Source organism: Streptomyces sp. NPDC060000 (assembly GCF_042737375.1).
Classification (GTDB): domain Bacteria; phylum Actinomycetota; class Actinomycetes; order Streptomycetales; family Streptomycetaceae; genus Streptomyces.
Genome location: NZ_JBHWUU010000003.1, coordinates 113,590 through 129,910 on the forward strand (window position 1 = coordinate 113,590; position 16,321 = coordinate 129,910).

Below are 16,321 nucleotides of genomic sequence, written 5' to 3' on the forward strand. Positions count from 1 at the left end.
TAACGTGCGCCCACAATACTTGCAGACGCGGGTTACATGCAAACGCCGTCTATTGCGGGATTGCTCTATCCTGGGGACAGCCCCGCTCCGGGACGGAGGAGAACCCCCATGACTGCGACGGACCCCGCACTCACCGCTCTCGCCCAGGGCTGGTGCGCCCTCTCCCTGCTGCACGGGAGGATCGAGGCTCACATCGAGCGCGCGCTCCAGACCCGGCACGACCTGAGCGTGCGCGAGTACTCCCTGCTCGATGTGCTCAGCCGGCAGCACGACGGCGACGGAGGGCATCTCCAGATGAAGCAGGTGGCCGACGCGGTCGTCCTCAGTCAGAGTGCGACCACGCGGCTCGTGACCCGGCTCGAGGACCGCGGGCTCCTCGAGCGCTACCTGTGCCCCACCGACCGCCGTGGCATCTACACCAACGTCACCGAAACCGGGCTGAAGCTGCTCGCCGAAGCCCGTCCCACCAATGACGCGGCTCTGCGCGAGGCACTCGACGAAGCCGCGAGGAACCCTGAACTGGCACCCCTGGTCCAGGTCGTGGAGTCCCTGAAGGCGCCCGTCGCCCCCATCGGCGCATAGGGTTGCGGGCATGGGAGATCTTGAAATACGGGCCGCCGTCGCCGAGGACGTCCCCGCGATCGTGGCCATGCTGGCGGACGACCCCCTGGGTGCGCAGCGCGAGACGCCGGACGATCTCAGCCCCTATCTGACGGCCCTGGAACGGCTGAGCGCCGACCCGAACCAGCGTCTCGTCGTCGCCGTCCGCGAGGGACGCGTCGTCGGAACCCTTCAGCTGACGATCGTCCCCGGCCTCTCCCGCCGCGGTTCGACCAGGTCGATCATCGAAGGCGTGCGGGTGCATGCCGACGAGCGCGGCAGCGGACTGGGCACCCTGTTCATCGAGTGGGCGATCGAGGAATCCCGCCGCGCGAACTGCCAGTTGGTGCAGCTGACCTCCGACAACGCACGTACCGACGCCCACCGCTTCTACGAGCGCCTCGGCTTCGTCGCCTCCCACGTGGGCTTCAAACTGCAACTCTGAAACCAGCAGAAGGAAGCGCCCTGTTTCACGTGAAACAGGGCGCTTCCTTCTGATCGGCGGTCAGCCGATACCCCGCCACCCCTCCGCGTCGACGCCGCCGGGCACGGCAGCCCGCTCGTCGTACGGCTGACGCGTGAACACGAACGACCCGAGGTCCAGGTGGTCCACGCTCCCGTCCGGCCGCCGTACGGCCCGCAGAAGCTCGCCGGCGTAGTAGCCCTCCAAGCCGGTCCAGGTGCCGTCCCCGTTCGGCCTGAACCGGGAGCGCCTGCCCGCGCCGGACAGCGGCTCCAGGGAGACCAGCCCGTCGGCCGCCACCCGCAGGGCGAAGGGGCTGGTCCCCCAGTGCCACTGGCCCGCCAACTCCAGGACGGTGGGATCCACCTCCCGCAGCGGACGCCAAGGCTCGGGAATCCGTGGCTCGGCCTCGGCGACGATACGTACGAGATCGGCGGCCACCTGGGACGTCAGGAGCCCGGACGTGCAGTTGGCGAGCACCACAGCGGCCACGTCGTCCGCCACACCGACGGTGAGGGTGGCCAGAAAGCCCGGCACCGAGCCGGAGTGGCCCACGAGCAACCGGCCGTCCCGGTGCTGGATCTGCAGCCCGAGCCCGTACGTGGCACCCTCCGCCACATCCGCCGGCCCGGCCGGAGCCGCAGGCGTCCACATCTCGCACAGGGTTTCCGCGCTCAGTACGCGGTCGTCGCCCCGGGCCAGAAAGGCGGCGAATCGCGCGAGGTCCCCGCTCGTGGACCAGAGCTGGCCGGCCGGGGCCATCCGTCCGAAGTCCTCGGCGGGCTCGGGGAGCAGCACGTCGGCCCAGGGATGCACCGCCCAGCCGCCCGCAGCCGGGGTCTGCGGGCGGACAGTCGTACGGTCGAGGCCCAGAGGTTCGAGCACTTCACGCCGCAAAACCTCTTCCCAGGGTGCGCCACGGAGCCCTTCCACCAGGGCGCCCAGGAGTGAGTAGCCGGGGTTCGAGTAGTGGTGACGGCGGCCGACGGGATGCGGGGCGGTCTGGTCGCCCAGGACGTCGGCGAGCTCGGGCCGCAGCGAACCCGGGGTCCGCTCCCACCACGGCCCGGGCGATTCGGCCGCCAGCCCACCGGTGTGGGCGAGCAGTTCGGCCACCGTGGCCTCCCCCGCCCCGGTCCCCGGCAGGTGCTTCTCCAGCGGGTCCGCGAGGTCGAGCACTCCCTCGTCGCGCAGCCGCAGTACGAGCACTGCGGTGAAGGTCTTCGTGATCGAGCCGATCCGGTACTGCACGTTCTCGTCCGGTGCGTGCCCGTCGACCGAGGTCCGCGCCCCGTGCCACACGGCCCGCCCGTCGCGTACGACCGCGGCGACGAGGGACGGAGCCCGTCCTTCGGCCTGAGCCACGGCGATCCGGTGCAGCAGGGCTCGTTGGGTTCCGGGAAGCAACTCTTCCTGAGATCTCGTCATGGGCTCAGTCCACCCGTCCACGCGACCGGCGTCGAGCACATTCCGCACAGAGAGGATCAGGTCTGCGCCATGTCCACGAAGCGCGAGTAGTGGCCCTGGAAGGCGACGGTGATCGTGGCGGTCGGGCCGTTACGGTGCTTGCCCACGATGATGTCCGCCTCGCCGGCGCGCGGAGACTCCTTCTCGTAGGCGTCCTCACGGTGCAGCAGGATGACCATGTCGGCGTCCTGCTCGATGGAGCCGGACTCACGCAGGTCGGACACCATCGGTTTCTTGTCCGTGCGCTGCTCGGGACCACGGTTGAGCTGCGAGAGCGCGATCACCGGGACCTCCAGCTCCTTGGCCAGCAGCTTGAGGTTACGGGACATGTCCGAGACTTCCTGCTGGCGGCTCTCGGAGCGCTTGGAACCACCGGCCTGCATCAGCTGGAGATAGTCGATGATCACGAGCTTGATGTCGTTGCGCTGCTTCAGCCGGCGGCACTTGGCGCGGATCTCCATCATCGACAGGTTCGGGGAGTCGTCGATGTACAGCGGTGCTGAGGAGACCTCGGGCATCCGGCGCGCCAGGCGGGTCCAGTCCTCGTCCGTCATGGTGCCGGAACGCATGTGGTGCAGGGCGACGCGGGCTTCGGCTGACAGCAGACGCATCGCGATCTCGTTGCGCCCCATTTCCAGGGAGAAGATGACGCTCGGCAGGTTGTGCTTGATCGAAGCCGCGCGCGCGAAGTCCAGCGCGAGCGTCGACTTGCCCATGGCGGGACGGGCAGCGATGACGATCATCTGGCCCGGGTGCAGACCGTTGGTGAGCGAGTCGAGGTCCGTGAAACCGGTGGGCACACCGGTCATCTCGCCGCTGCGCGAGCCGATCGCCTCGATCTCGTCGAGGGCGCCCTCCATGATGTCGCCGAGCGGGAGATAGTCCTCACTGGTGCGCTGCTCGGTGACCGCGTAGATCTCGGCCTGGGCACGGTTGACGATCTCGTCGACGTCGTCGTCGCCCGCGTATCCCATCTGGGTGATACGGGTTCCGGCCTCGACTAGGCGGCGCAGTACGGCACGCTCGTGGACGATCTCCGCGTAGTACTCGGCGTTGGCGGCCGTCGGCACCGTCTGAACAAGGGTGTGCAGATAGGACGCGCCACCGACCTTGTTGATCTCGCCGCGCTTGGTGAGTTCGGCGGCGATCGTGATGGGGTCGGCCGGTTCGCCCTTGGCATAGACGTCAAGGACCGCCTGGTAGATCGTCTCGTGCGCGGGCTTGTAGAAGTCGTGGCCCTTGAGGACCTCCACCACGTCGGCGATGGCGTCCTTGGACAGGAGCATGCCACCGAGGACGGACTGTTCGGCGTCGAGGTCCTGCGGCGGTACCCGCTCGAAGGCGGTGCCTCCGCCTTCCCACTCACCACTGTCCCGGCCGCGATCGTGCTGTTCATCACGGCCGCGCCCGCCGTCGCCACGCCGCCGGGCAGGAGGCAGACGATCACTGGGCCCGCTGTCGGCCCACGGGTCGTCCAAGGGCTCGGAAATGCTCACCGAGCAACCTCCTCCCGTCCGCCGAGCGGACCTCGCCATGCCTTCTGTCTACGGCACGGCACTGACAATTGAGAGCGCTAACTCCGTTTAGTACGCGCCGGTTTTACGAGGGTTTCGTCGGCCGACGGACGGAGCACACGCCGGACCACGGTAGGCCCGCAGGCACCGTCAGCCAATCTGGTTATCCACAGGCCATGTGGACGACGGCCCGGATGCTGTGGAGAACTCCGCAAAACCTGTGCACGACCCGGTGGACAGCCATGTGAACAAGCCCTCGACTTTTCTAACGAAGCGTCTCTGACCTGCACCTTCCCCATCCACTGGCTGTGCAGAAGAAAAAGTTGCCCGGTCGGGCCAAGATCTCTTCGAACGGCGCACCAAAGGAGGCGCCAGTCCAGAGGCGGTAAGGGTCATAAGGCAATTGCATCTCTTACCTGTGGACGATTAGATTGGCGGTCATGACACAGGCTCCCGCGCCCCCCAGGGCCACTCGGCGACAGTACGATCGAGAGATCGTCGCGCTGGCCGTCCCGGCCTTCGGCGCGCTCGTCGCCGAGCCGCTCTTCGTCATGGCCGACAGCGCCATCGTCGGCCATCTGGGCACCGCCCAACTGGCCGGACTCGGAGTCGCCTCAGCCCTTCTCATGACGGCCGTCAGCGTCTTCGTCTTTCTCGCCTACGCGACCACTGCCGCCGTCGCGCGTCGCGTGGGTGCCGGCGACCTTCCGGAAGCCATCCGCCAGGGCATGGACGGCATCTGGCTGGCTCTGCTGCTCGGCGCCGGCGTGATCGCGGCCGTCCTGCCCGCCGCCCCTGCGCTGGTGCAACTCTTCGGCGCCTCGGACGCTGCCGCTCCCTACGCGATCACCTATCTACGCATCTCCGCGCTCGGCATCCCTGCCATGCTCGTCGTCATGGCCGCGACCGGTGTCCTGCGTGGGCTCCAGGACACGAGGACTCCGCTCTACGTCGCCGTCGCGGGCTTCGTCACCAACGCCGCCTTGAACACCGGCCTCGTCTATGGCGCGGGCCTCGGCATCGCCGGCTCTGCCTGGGGCACCGTGATCGCCCAGTGGGGCATGGCCTTGGTCTACCTCGCGGTGGTGGTCCGGGGAGCCCGGCGCCATGGCGCGTCACTGCGGCCCGACGCTGTCGGCATCAGGGCCTCCGCCCAGGCCGGGGTTCCGCTGCTGGTCCGCACCCTCTCACTGAGGGCGATTCTGATGATCGCCACCGCCGTGGCCGCCCGTCTCGGGGACAACGACATCGCGGCGCACCAGATCGCTCTGAGCCTGTGGAGTCTGCTGGCCTTCGCTCTCGACGCCATCGCCATCGCCGGGCAGGCCATCATCGGACGCTATCTCGGTGCGGACGACGCCCAGGGCGCCCGTGACGTCTGCCGACGCATGGTCGAGTGGGGCATCGCCGTAGGTATCGCGCTCGGCCTGTTGGTCGTCATGGCCCGACCGTTGTTCCTGCCGCTCTTCACCAGCGACCCGGCGGTGAAGGACGCAGCACTGCCCGCTCTTCTCGTGGTGGCGCTCTCCCAGCCCATCTGCGGCGTCGTCTTCATACTGGACGGAGTGCTGATGGGTGCTGGGGACGGCCCCTATCTCGCCTGGGCCATGGTGCTCACCCTGGCGGTCTTCGCTCCGGTGGCTCTGCTGGTGCCGGTTCTGGGTGGTGGCCTCACCGCAGTATGGGGAGCGATGACACTGATGATGGCGGTCCGGATGCTCACCCTCTGGTTGCGAGCCCGCTCCGGCCGCTGGGTCATCACCGGCGCTACCCGCTGACCGTTTCACGTGAAACAGCCAGTCCTGCGAAGTGCCCGATCGCGTGGAACCGAGCGTTTCACGTGAAACAAGCAGACGAAGAAGGGGGCCGCACCCATTGGGTGCGGCCCCCTTCTCAGCTCTGCAAGCCGAGCGCAGCGATCAGGCCGCGACGACCTCGATGTTGACCTTGGCGGCAACCTCGGGGTGCAGACGCACGGACGTCTCGTGAGCGCCCAGAGTCTTGATCGCCGAGCCGAGCTCGATGCGGCGCTTGTCGACCTCGGGGCCACCGGCAGCCTTGATCGCAGAAGCGATGTCGGCCGGGGTGACGGAACCGAAGAGACGACCGGCGTCGCCGGAGCGCACGGCCAGACGGACCTTCACGCCCTCGAGCTGGGCCTTCACAGCGTTGGCCTGCTCGATGGTCTGGATCTCGTGGATCTTGCGAGCGCGACGGATCTGCTCGACGTCCTTCTCGCCGCCCTTGGTCCAGCGGATAGCGAAGTTCCGCGGGATCAGGTAGTTGCGAGCGTAGCCGTCCTTGACGTCGACGACTTCGCCGGCGGCACCGAGGCCGGAGACCTCGTGGGTGAGGATGATCTTCATTTGTCGGTCACCCTTCCCTTATCGCGCCTGGGCGGTGTACGGCAGCAGCGCCATCTCACGGCTGTTCTTGACGGCCGTGGCGACGTCACGCTGGTGCTGCGTGCAGTTGCCGGTCACGCGGCGGGCACGGATCTTGCCACGGTCGGAAATGAACTTCCGCAGCATGTTCGTGTCCTTGTAGTCCACGTACGTGACCTTGTCCTTGCAGAAAGCGCAGACCTTCTTCTTAGGCTTGCGCACAGGCGGCTTCGCCATGGTGTTTCTCCTGTGTGATCAAGAAGTTGGGATACGACCCGCCTTCGATCCGTTCGGGCCCGGAAACCCGGGCCTCAACGGCCTAGAAGGGGGGTTCGTCCGAGTAGCCGCCGCCGGCACTGCCGCCGGCACCGCCGCCGGAGCCGGAGCCGGAGCCGGAGCTTCCACCCCAGCCACCGCCACCGCCGCCACCGCTGCCGCCCTGGTTGCCACCGGCGGGAGCGCCGGTCGCCCACGGGTCGTCGGCGGGAGCTCCGCCGCCCTGCTGGCCGCCGCCGGAGTTTCCACCCCAGCCGCCGCCGGCCTGACCGCCGCCACCGCCGCCGTAACCAGCCTGGCCGCCCTGGCCACCGCGGCCGGAGGCCTTGGTGACCTTGGCCGTGGCACTGCGCAGGCTGGCGCCGACTTCCTCGACGTCCAGTTCGTAGACCGTGCGCTTGACGCCCTCACGGTCCTCGTAGGACCGCTGCTTCAGCCGACCCTGCACGATGACGCGCATGCCTCGCTGGAGCGACTCCGCGACGTTCTCCGCCGCCTGACGCCAGACCGAGCAGGTCAGGAACAGGCTCTCGCCGTCCTTCCACTCGTTCGTCTGACGGTCGAAGGTGCGGGGAGTGGACGCGACACGGAACTTCGCGACCGCCGCACCGGAGGGGGTGAAGCGCAGCTCGGGGTCGTCGACAAGATTGCCGACGACCGTGATGACGGTCTCGCCTGCCATGGAAAAACCTCTCGGCGGGTTTGCTGCTGGCTGCTTGTGCTGCTACTCAGAATCCCGAGATCAGCTGAGCTGGAGAGCTCAGTGGGTCTCGGGACGGAGGACCTTGGTCCGGAGGACCGACTCGTTCAGGTTCATCTGGCGGTCGAGCTCCTTGACGACCGCAGGCTCGGCCTGCAGGTCGATGACCGAGTAGATGCCCTCGGGCTTCTTCTTGATCTCGTACGAGAGACGACGACGGCCCCAGGTGTCGACCTTCTCCACCTTGCCGTTGCCCTCACGGACGACGGAGAGGAAGTTCTCGATCAGCGGGGAGACAGCGCGCTCCTCGAGATCGGGGTCGAGGATGACCATCACTTCGTAGTGACGCATGTGGAACCCACCTCCTTTGGACTCAGCGGCCACGGTCGATCCGTGGCAGGAGGGTTGTGATGCGTACGCAACGGTATCGGCCGCCACTGACAATCGGGGGTCGGCTGGCGACTTCCCTGCTGTGAGCTGGACGGACACCCTGGCTATGCCTGGGCAGACACCGGTGCAGACGGTACAGACTACCTGCACACACGCTTCCGGTTGAAATCCGGCGTGGATGACCGTCAGTCTGTACACGTCGGGTGTGTATGGCGCTACGATGCGCCGCCTTCCGCAGGAGGTGCCACATGGCACAGGCATTGCGACCCAATACCGCCGGTTCTCTCTTCGCCACCGACGGCAAAGCCCATCCGCTCCAGGACACTCTGCTCGCGGTGACGCTGGTGCTCGGCCTGACGGCCTTCATCACGTCGTTCTTCCACAGCATCCATCTGCTCAGCTCCTGGGCGGGCCTGGTGGGAATCCTGACCGGCGCGTACGGACAGTGGATCTCCGAGACCACCCGTGAGCGCTTCGGTCTGATCCTGGGTCTCGGTGCCGCGGGCGTCGGCTTCTTCATCGGCATGGCCCACGGCGGCCTCTTCGGCGGACTCTGGTGACCGCGGCGGCGCCGGTGCCCGCACCACGGACCCCGTTCGCTCCGAAAGACACGTAGGAAACCTACGAATCAGGACGGAACGCCCCGGCCGCGCACAGGCCGGGGCGCAGGTTCCATGCGCCCAGTCAGGCCGCTCGCCAGGCGCAGTAGGCTTCGGCGCGAGAGCCGGAGCCCCTGTACCCATGGGGACACCCCAGCCCGAGGAGCGCCCCGAATGAGCCTGACCCTGAGGACGATCAGCCGTGAGCAGCATCTGGCATACATCCAGAGCCTGCCGTCGGCGAGCCACATGCAGGTTCCGGCCTGGGCCGATGTCAAGGCCGAGTGGCGTTCGGAGAGCCTCGGCTGGTTCGACGAGCGGACCGGCGAACTGGTCGGCGCGGGTCTCGTCCTCTACCGCCAGCTGCCCAAGATCAAGCGCTACCTCGCCTACCTTCCCGAGGGCCCGGTCATCAACTGGTATGCGCCGAATCTGACCGAGTGGCTGGAACCGATGCTCGCGCACCTCAAGCAGCAGGGCGCCTTCTCGGTGAAGATGGGCCCGCCGGTGATCATCCGCCGCTGGGAGGCCGTCTCCATCAAGGCCGGCATCCAGAACCCCGACGTGAAGCGACTGCGCGACATCGAGGCCGACTTCATCGAGCCGCGCGCCTTCGAGGTGGCCGACAAGCTGCGCCGCATGGGCTGGCAGCAGGGCGAGGACGGCGGCGCCGGCTTCGGCGACGTCCAGCCGCGCTACGTCTACCAGGTGCCGCTGGCGAACCGTTCCCTTGAAGAGGTCCACAAGAACTTCAACCAGCTGTGGCGCCGCAACATCAAGAAGGCCGAGAAGGCCGGCGTCGAGGTCGTCCAGGGCGGTTACCACGACCTCGAGGAGTGGCAGCGGCTGTACGAGATCACGGCTCTGCGGGACCACTTCCGGCCGCGCCCGCTCTCCTACTTCCAGCGCATGTGGTCGGCCCTCAACACCGAGGACCCCAACCGCATGCGGCTGTACTTCGCCCGCCACAACGGCGTGAACCTGTCGGCGGCGACGATGCTGATCGTCGGCGGGCACGTCTGGTACTCCTACGGCGCCTCCGACAACATCGGCCGGGAGTTCCGTCCCTCGAACGCCATGCAGTGGCGGATGCTGCGCGATGCCTACGCGCTCGGCGCGACCGTCTACGACCTGCGGGGCATCTCAGACTCGCTGGACGAGTCCGACCATCTCTTCGGCCTGATCCAGTTCAAGGTCGGCACCGGCGGACAGGCCGCGGAGTACCTCGGCGAGTGGGACTTCCCGCTGAACAAGCTGCTCCACAAGGCCCTGGACATCTACATGTCGCGCCGCTGACGTCACGTTCAGTGATTCCATATCTCTGAACACCCTCTGACACCTCCGACACTCTGACGCGTTTCCCCCACACCGCAGCCACGAGAAAGGTCCCAGGTCCGGCCATGGCGCTCACCCTCTACGTCGACACCGCGCGCTGGCGGGCGCATCACAAGAACGTGCAGGAGCAGTTCCCGGGACTCGTCCCGGTCTGCAAGGGCAACGGCTATGGCTTCGGGCACGACCGGCTGGCGGAGGAGGCCACGCGGCTGGGCTCGGACGTCCTCGCCGTCGGCACGACGTACGAGGCCGCCCGCATCAAGGACTTCTTCGGTGGCGACCTGCTGGTACTGACGCCGTACCGGCGTGGCGAGGAGCCCGTCCCGCTGCCCGACCGGGTCGTGCGCTCGGTGTCGTCGGTGGACGGCGTGTACGGCCTCGTGGGGGCACGGGTGGTCATCGAGGTGATGTCGTCGATGAAGCGGCACGGCATCAGCGAGCAGGACCTGCCGCAGCTGCACGCCGCCATCGAGAACGTCAGGCTCGAGGGCTTCGCCATTCACCTGCCCCTGGACCGCACCGACGGCTCCGACGCCGTCGAGGAGGTCATCGGCTGGATGGACCGGCTGCGCGCGGCCCGGCTGCCGCTGCACACGATGTTCGTCAGCCACCTCAAGGCCGATGAACTCGCCCGGCTGCGGCAGCAGTTCCCGCAGACCCGCTTCCGCGCCCGTATCGGCACGCGGTTGTGGCTGGGGGACCACGAGGCCACCGAGTACCGCGGTGCCGTCCTCGACGTCACGCGGGTCGCCAAGGGCGATCGCTTCGGCTACCGGCAGCAGAAGGCGGCCTCGGACGGCTTCCTGGTGGTCGTGGCGGGCGGAACGTCGCACGGGGTGGGTCTGGAGGCCCCCAAGGCCCTGCACGGCGTCATGCCGCGCGCCAAGGGCGTCGCCCGGGCCGGCCTCGCCACGGTGAACCGGAACCTTTCGCCGTTCGTCTGGGGCGGCAAGCAGCGCTGGTTCGCCGAGCCGCCGCACATGCAGGTGTCCATCCTGTTCGTGCCCTCGGACGCGCCGGAGCCGCACGTCGGCGACGAACTAGTGGCCCATCTGCGGCACACCACCACCCAGTTCGACCGCATCGTGGACCGCTGAAGCGCGAGCGCCGAGCGAACGCGTCAACGGCAAAAGGCCGTACACGGAGTCTCCGTGTACGGCCTTTTGCCATGGTTGATTGCCGGGTCCGCAGGCCTCGGTCCCGGCCTGTTCGCTCAGGGCGAACTGTCGATGGTGTCCGGCTTACCCCAGTCCACCTGCGGTCCGTCGAAGTGGGAGGCGTGCCGCGGCGGATGTGCCGCGGCGCCGAGGACGAAGACGTCCTCCGCACCGTCGAGCACCCCGCCCGAGGGATCGTCGTCCCCCGCCTGCCGCACCACGTCCCGCTCCGGCATCAGGATGTCGCGCACGACCACACCGCACAGGTAGAGCGTCCCCAGCAGGTGCACGCCGATGGCCCAGTGGTAGCCGTCGGTCGGCAGGCCCTTGTGGGAGTCCCCGCTCATCGTGTACGCGAGGTACATCCAGATGCCCACGAAGTAGGCGACCTCGCACGCCTGCCAGATCAGGAAGTCCCGCCACTTCGGCCTGGCCAGCACCGCCAGCGGCACCAGCCACAGGACGTACTGCGGCGAGTAGACCTTGTTGGTGAGGATGAAGGCCGCAACGATCAGGAAGGCCAGCTGGGCGAAGCGAGGACGGCGGGGCGCGGTGAGCGCCAGCACGGCGATCCCCACCGCGCACACCACGACGAGAAGCGTGGCGAGCGTGTTGACGCTGTCGGTGGTGAGGGGATCACTGGAGTTCTGCGCCATGATCAGCCAGAAGGAGCCGAAGTCGACACCCCGCTCCTGGCTGAACCGGTAGAACTTCGACCACCCCTCGAAGGCGAAGAGCATGACGGGCAGGTTCACCACCAGCCAGGCGACGGCCGCACCGCCCAGAGCCTTGCCGAAGTCCCGCCACTTCCCTGCCCGCCAGCACAGCACGAACAGGGGGCCGAGCAGGAAGACGGGATAGAGCTTGGCGGCCGTGGCGAGCCCCAGCAGGACACCGAAGGCAACGGACCGGCCCCGTGACCACATGAGCATCGCCGCGGCCGTCAGAGCGACCGCCAGGAGGTCCCAGTTGATGGTCGCGGTCAACGCGAAGGCGGGCGCCAACGCGATCAGCAGCCCGTCCCAGGGACGCCGGGCGTGCGTCCGGGCCACGCAGACGGCGATGACGGCCGCGCACGCCATCAGCATCCCCGCGTTGACCATCCAGTACCACTGCTCCTGGTCCTGGATGCTGCCGCTGCCCGGTGTCAGCCAGCTGGCCACCTCCATGAACACGCCGGTGAGCACCGGGTACTCGAGGTAGTCCATGTCGCCGGGCAGCTTGTCGAAGTACGGCACGAGCCCGTCGGCGAAGCCTCGCCCCTGGTAGAGGTGCGGGATGTCCGAGTAGCAGGCATGCGTGTACTGGGAGGTGGCCCCGAAGAACCAGCCGCCGTTGTAGCAAGGCGCCTTCTGGATCAGTCCTAGGGCGAACATCCCGATCGCCACTAGCGCGACGACCCGTACGGGAGTCCACCAGGACGTCCCCAGCAGGGCGCGTCGGCCGAGAGGACCACCGATCAGCTCACTGCCGGCCGCGGCCACCGGGTCATCGCTGGTCGGCCTTACCGGATCCGGCTCGGGCACGCGCGTCGGCGTGGATTCTGCACTGGGCATGGGCGACATCCTGCCGTACAGACCTAGGAAAACGCCGAGGACCGCCCCACCTGGTTCGGTGGAGCGGCCCTCGTTTCACGTGAAACATCCGCATGTTTCACGTGAAACACCCAAGACGGACGACAGCGCGGCTAGCCGCCGCCGCCTCCTCCTCCGAAGAAGCCGCCGTTACTGGTATTTCCTCTGGTGTCGCTGTTCGACTCCGAGGTGGTCGGTGACGGGCTGTTCTCCCCTGAGCCACCGTTCGCGTTCCCGTTGGACGTGCCGGCCGTGTCGTCGGCGCAGTCGAAGAAGTTGGAGCAGCTCTCACTCACCGAGGGCGAGGGCTCGACCTGCGACTCACTGGGAGACGGGGACGGCGAAGGAGACTCCTCCTCGGTCTCGATGGCCGAAGGAGTCGGCGTCGGAGAGGGCTCCGCGTTGACGACCTCACCGATGGGCTGGGGCTCGGGGAAGTCCTTCGGCTGCGTGCCCTTCAGCGCCTCGGCCATGTAGTCGTGCCAGATCTGCGCCGGGAACGAGGCGCCGTGAATCTTCTCCTGGCCACCCGTCCCGAACATCTTCAAGAACGTACGGTTCTTGTTCGACTCGTCGTCGTCGTAGCGGAACATGGTGACCGCAGTCGACAGCTGCGGGGTGTAGCCCACGAACCAGGCCGACTTGTTGCCGTCGGTGGTGCCGGTCTTGCCGGCCACCTCGCGGCCGGGCAGCTGGGCGTTGGTACCGGTGCCCTTCTCGACCACGGTCTTCAGGACGTCCGTGACATTGTCGGCGACCTTCGAGGTGAACGCCTGCTTCGTCTCGGCCTCGTGCGTGAAGATCTGGCCCTTCTCGCTCGTGACCCTCTCCACGGAGTAGGGATCACGCTGCTTGCCGCTCGCGGCGAAGGTACCGTACGCGCCCGCCATCCGGATGGCGCTCGGGTCGGAGATGCCGATCGAGAACGACGGGAAGCCGCTGTTGGTGAGGCTGGACTCCTTCAGGCCCGCACTGACGGCGGACTCCTTCACCTTGTCCAGGCCGACGTCCATGCCGAGCTGCACGAAGGCGGAGTTCACCGATTCACGCATCGCCTCACGCAGGTCGATCTTGTAGTTGGGCGGAGATCCGAGAGAGACGTTGCCGTCATTGGTCTGCAGCCACTCCTCGCCCTTCTCGTTCTTCCAGACCGAACCGTCGTAGTTCTTGATCTTGAGCTTGTTCTTGCCGCTGAACAGACTCTCGGGCGAGACGATGGTGCGCTCGTCCTGCGCCTGCGACGATCCCAGATCCTTGTCGCGCACACCCCAGGTCATCGCTGCCGCCAGCACGAACGGCTTGAACGTCGAACCGACCTGGGCACCGGTCTGGTCGGCGTTGTCGGTGAAGTGCTTGGTGGCGTCCTCACCGCCGTAGATGGCCCGGATGGCACCGGTGTCCGGTTCCACGGACGCTCCGCCGAACTGGACGTGCGTATCCGTGTCCGGTCGTTGCTTCGGCTTGATGTTGGCCTTCTGGACCTTGGTGACCGACGCCTCGAGTTCCTTGACCTTGTTCTTGTCGAAGGTCGTGTAGATCGAGTAGCCGCCCTGCTGCAGCAGATCCTGAGTGATCCCGGTCGCCTTGCTGTTGGTGACCAGGTAACCGTTGGCGAGGTCGACGAGGTAGCCGATCTGGCCCTTGAGGTCGGTGTTCGACCGGGGGTTCTGCCAGGCGGGGAGCTTCATGTACTTGGCCCGCACCGAGGCATTCAGATGGCCGTACTCGACCATCTTGTCGAGGGTGTCCTGCATCTGGAGCAGGGCCCGCTTGCTGTTGGCGGTGGCCGTGGCGCCGACGGGGTCGACGGAGCTCGCGCCTGCGGGGTCGTAGTACGTGGCGCCCTTCAGCATGGCGGCCAGGAAGGCACACTCGCCCGGGTCGAGCTTGATCGCGTCCTTGTTGAAGTAGGCGCGGGCGGCGGCCTGGATTCCGTAGGCGTTACGCCCGTAGTACGCGGAGTTCAGGTAGCCGGCCATGATCTGGTCCTTGTCGACCTCCGCGCCCACCTTGATGGACACGAAGATCTCCTTGAACTTGCGGGAGATCGTCTGCGACTGGTCGTTCAGCATGGCGTTCTTGACGTACTGCTGGGTGATCGTCGATCCACCCTGCGTCTGTCCGCCCCGGGCCATGTTGAACACGGCACGAGCGATGCCCTTGGGGTCGATGCCACTGTCGTCGTAGAAGGTCTTGTTCTCCTGCGAGATCACCGCCCAGCGCATCTCCTCGGGGATCTGCGAGAGGTCGATGTTCTGACGGTTCGTCTCACCACCGGTGGCAACCATCTGGCTGCCGTCCTTCCAGTAGTAGACGTTGTTCTGCGCCGTCGCCGTCTTGGCTACATCGGGGATGCCCACCATCGCGTACCCGATGCCCGCCACGGCCACCAGGCTGCCCACGAAGCCGACGCACAGGCCCGCGACAAGCTTCCACGACGGCATCCAGCGCTGCCAGCCGTACTTGCCGGCGCGCGGGTAGTCGATCAGTCGCTTGCTGTCGGGCGCCGGATGCCCTCTGCCCCGGCCGGGACCGGTCGGGGCGCCGCGACGGCCTGCTGCGGGCTCGGCCGCTCTGCGCCGCCCGCCCGAGTCTCTCTGGGGCCCGCGCCGGGCATCGGCGCGGCTGCCGTGCGACTGCTCCTCGCCGCCGGCCCCGATGCCCAACCCGTAGTCGGCAGGAGATCCGGTGGCGCCTCGCGGTGCCGCGCGGCGGCCGGAGGACGGACCGGACTGGCCGCGTCGGGCCGCGGCACGTCCGCCTTCCTGCGGCTGCGGCGGTTTGCGACGGTGCTCGCTCATCGAACGATTACTCCTCGGGCAGGCGCATCCGTGCGCGCCTGGAAAGGGCGGCTGGTTTCCTGTCCCCCCGAAGTACGGATGCGGTCGGTCGCGCATTCACCCGTACTGCACCGAGGACCTCGACGCCCCCCGGCATCTCATGGGTCCCGGTGGTGTGCATGGCGCACAGACTACGCACCGTCAAAACCCGCCCAGCCCCGAGGTTCACCCCAAATCAGGCAACTCGCCTCCAACGAATCGGTGATGTGATCCCGTTCACCATCCCCCCTCTTGTCCCATCCGGAAGGTCGTTCTATCGTCTTGATGTATCGAGTCGATACATCAGCGCGACATAGCCGAGAGGAGGCGACGATGAGCCGGCGTGCAGGGATCCTCGAGTTCGCCGTCCTGGGCCTTCTCCGCGAGTCTCCGATGCACGGCTATGAGCTGCGCAAACGACTCAATACGTCACTGGGCGTGTTCCGTGCGTTCAGCTACGGCACGCTCTATCCCTGCCTCAAGACGCTGGTCACCAACGGCTGGTTGATCGAGGAGCCGGGAAACACCCATGAAGACGCCCTCGCCGCTCCACTCGCAGGGCGCCGCGCCAAGATCGTCTACCGGTTGACGGCGGAGGGTAAGGAGCACTTCGAGGAACTGCTCTCACAGACGGGTCCCGACGCGTACGAGGACGAACACTTCGCCGCTCGTTTCGCCTTCTTCGGGCAGACGTCGCGCGATGTTCGCATGCGCGTACTGGAGGGCCGCCGCAGCCGGCTGGAGGAGCGCCTGGAGAAGATGCGCGCCTCCCTGGTGCGCACCCGAGAGCGCCTCGACGACTACACGCTCGAGCTTCAGCGCCACGGTATGGAGTCCGTGGAGCGCGAAGTGCGCTGGCTGAACGAGCTCATCGAGAGCGAGCGGGCCGGACGGGACCTGAAGGGTCCTGCCTCCGGGGGGTCCGCTCAACAGAACACCACATCTGGATCGACGGGCGGCCTGCCCCGTCCCGGGGACACCCCCGGGGCGGATCTGCCCGACGAAACCGCCACGTGAGCGCCCACTCAGGGCCTCACTCATAC

15 protein-coding genes are annotated in these 16,321 nt (G+C 67.4%); 7 read left to right on the plus strand and 8 right to left on the minus strand.

Features of this window, described 5'->3' with window-relative positions; translation table 11 throughout:
- The first annotated feature begins 108 nt into the window (after nt 1–108).
- Together ACFWBB_RS03350 and ACFWBB_RS03355 are read left to right on the plus strand one after the other, a co-directional pair.
- A complete protein-coding gene (locus ACFWBB_RS03350) occupies nt 109–582 on the plus strand; it encodes a MarR family winged helix-turn-helix transcriptional regulator (RefSeq protein ID WP_385266293.1) in 474 nt (157 codons plus the stop codon).
- A gap of 10 nt (nt 583–592) precedes the next feature.
- Entirely contained in the window at nt 593–1,045 is a 453-nt protein-coding gene (locus ACFWBB_RS03355) for a GNAT family N-acetyltransferase (protein WP_385266297.1), read from the plus strand.
- 60 nt (nt 1,046–1,105) lie between these two features.
- On the opposite strand, the gene ACFWBB_RS03360 is transcribed toward ACFWBB_RS03355, so the two are convergent.
- Nucleotides 1,106–2,491 (minus strand): serine hydrolase domain-containing protein, encoded by a 1,386-nt coding sequence (locus ACFWBB_RS03360; protein WP_385266300.1) that lies wholly within the window; start codon nt 2,489–2,491, stop codon nt 1,106–1,108.
- A 56-nt stretch (nt 2,492–2,547) separates the two neighbouring features.
- Complete coding sequence (dnaB, locus tag ACFWBB_RS03365) at nt 2,548–4,026, minus strand: replicative DNA helicase (protein ID WP_328480943.1); 1,479 nt, start codon at nt 4,024–4,026, stop codon at nt 2,548–2,550.
- Nucleotides 4,027–4,475: 449 nt separating this feature from the next.
- Between dnaB and ACFWBB_RS03370 the strand changes: the two genes are divergently transcribed.
- Nucleotides 4,476–5,822, plus strand: coding sequence for an MATE family efflux transporter (locus ACFWBB_RS03370; RefSeq protein WP_385266303.1), 1,347 nt, complete (start codon nt 4,476–4,478; stop codon nt 5,820–5,822).
- 141 nt (nt 5,823–5,963) lie between these two features.
- Here the strand turns inward: ACFWBB_RS03370 and rplI are convergent, their stop codons facing one another.
- The 4 genes from rplI to rpsF all read right to left on the minus strand — a co-directional run bounded on the left by rplI (nt 5,964) and on the right by rpsF (nt 7,755).
- Nucleotides 5,964–6,410: a 50S ribosomal protein L9 gene (gene rplI / locus ACFWBB_RS03375; RefSeq protein WP_189923697.1), complete on the minus strand. Its 447-nt coding sequence runs from the start codon at nt 6,408–6,410 to the stop codon at nt 5,964–5,966.
- Nucleotides 6,411–6,428: 18 nt separating this feature from the next.
- The gene (rpsR, locus tag ACFWBB_RS03380) at nt 6,429–6,665 is read right to left on the minus strand and encodes a 30S ribosomal protein S18 (RefSeq protein WP_020130672.1); all 237 of its coding nucleotides are present in this window, start codon (nt 6,663–6,665) and stop codon (nt 6,429–6,431) included.
- Nucleotides 6,666–6,747: 82 nt separating this feature from the next.
- Nucleotides 6,748–7,386 carry a single-stranded DNA-binding protein gene (locus ACFWBB_RS03385; RefSeq protein WP_385266307.1) on the minus strand — a complete coding sequence of 213 codons (639 nt, stop codon included), beginning with the start codon at nt 7,384–7,386 and terminating at the stop codon, nt 6,748–6,750.
- A 78-nt stretch (nt 7,387–7,464) separates the two neighbouring features.
- Nucleotides 7,465–7,755 carry a 30S ribosomal protein S6 gene (rpsF, locus tag ACFWBB_RS03390; protein WP_006604399.1) on the minus strand — a complete coding sequence of 97 codons (291 nt, stop codon included), beginning with the start codon at nt 7,753–7,755 and terminating at the stop codon, nt 7,465–7,467.
- A gap of 287 nt (nt 7,756–8,042) precedes the next feature.
- Between rpsF and ACFWBB_RS03395 the strand changes: the two genes are divergently transcribed.
- From ACFWBB_RS03395 to ACFWBB_RS03405, 3 genes are all read left to right on the plus strand, one after another.
- Entirely contained in the window at nt 8,043–8,354 is a 312-nt protein-coding gene (locus ACFWBB_RS03395) for a hypothetical protein (RefSeq protein WP_385266309.1), read from the plus strand.
- A 213-nt stretch (nt 8,355–8,567) separates the two neighbouring features.
- Nucleotides 8,568–9,689, plus strand: a complete 1,122-nt coding sequence (femX, locus tag ACFWBB_RS03400; protein WP_385266311.1) for a peptidoglycan bridge formation glycyltransferase FemX — start codon at nt 8,568–8,570, stop codon at nt 9,687–9,689.
- 104 nt (nt 9,690–9,793) lie between these two features.
- Nucleotides 9,794–10,825, plus strand: a complete 1,032-nt coding sequence (locus tag ACFWBB_RS03405) for an alanine racemase (RefSeq protein WP_385266314.1) — start codon at nt 9,794–9,796, stop codon at nt 10,823–10,825.
- A 116-nt stretch (nt 10,826–10,941) separates the two neighbouring features.
- Here the strand turns inward: ACFWBB_RS03405 and ACFWBB_RS03410 are convergent, their stop codons facing one another.
- Both ACFWBB_RS03410 and ACFWBB_RS03415 read right to left on the minus strand, forming a co-directional pair.
- On the minus strand, nt 10,942–12,441 hold the full coding sequence (locus tag ACFWBB_RS03410; RefSeq protein WP_385266316.1) for a glycosyltransferase family 87 protein: 1,500 nt from the start codon (nt 12,439–12,441) through the stop codon (nt 10,942–10,944).
- A 131-nt stretch (nt 12,442–12,572) separates the two neighbouring features.
- Complete coding sequence (locus ACFWBB_RS03415) at nt 12,573–15,260, minus strand: transglycosylase domain-containing protein (protein WP_385266319.1); 2,688 nt, start codon at nt 15,258–15,260, stop codon at nt 12,573–12,575.
- 351 nt (nt 15,261–15,611) lie between these two features.
- Here ACFWBB_RS03415 and ACFWBB_RS03420 point away from each other — a divergent pair, with 351 nt between their 5' ends.
- Nucleotides 15,612–16,295: a helix-turn-helix transcriptional regulator gene (locus ACFWBB_RS03420; protein WP_385266322.1), complete on the plus strand. Its 684-nt coding sequence runs from the start codon at nt 15,612–15,614 to the stop codon at nt 16,293–16,295.
- The last annotated feature ends 26 nt before the right edge of the window (nt 16,296–16,321 follow it).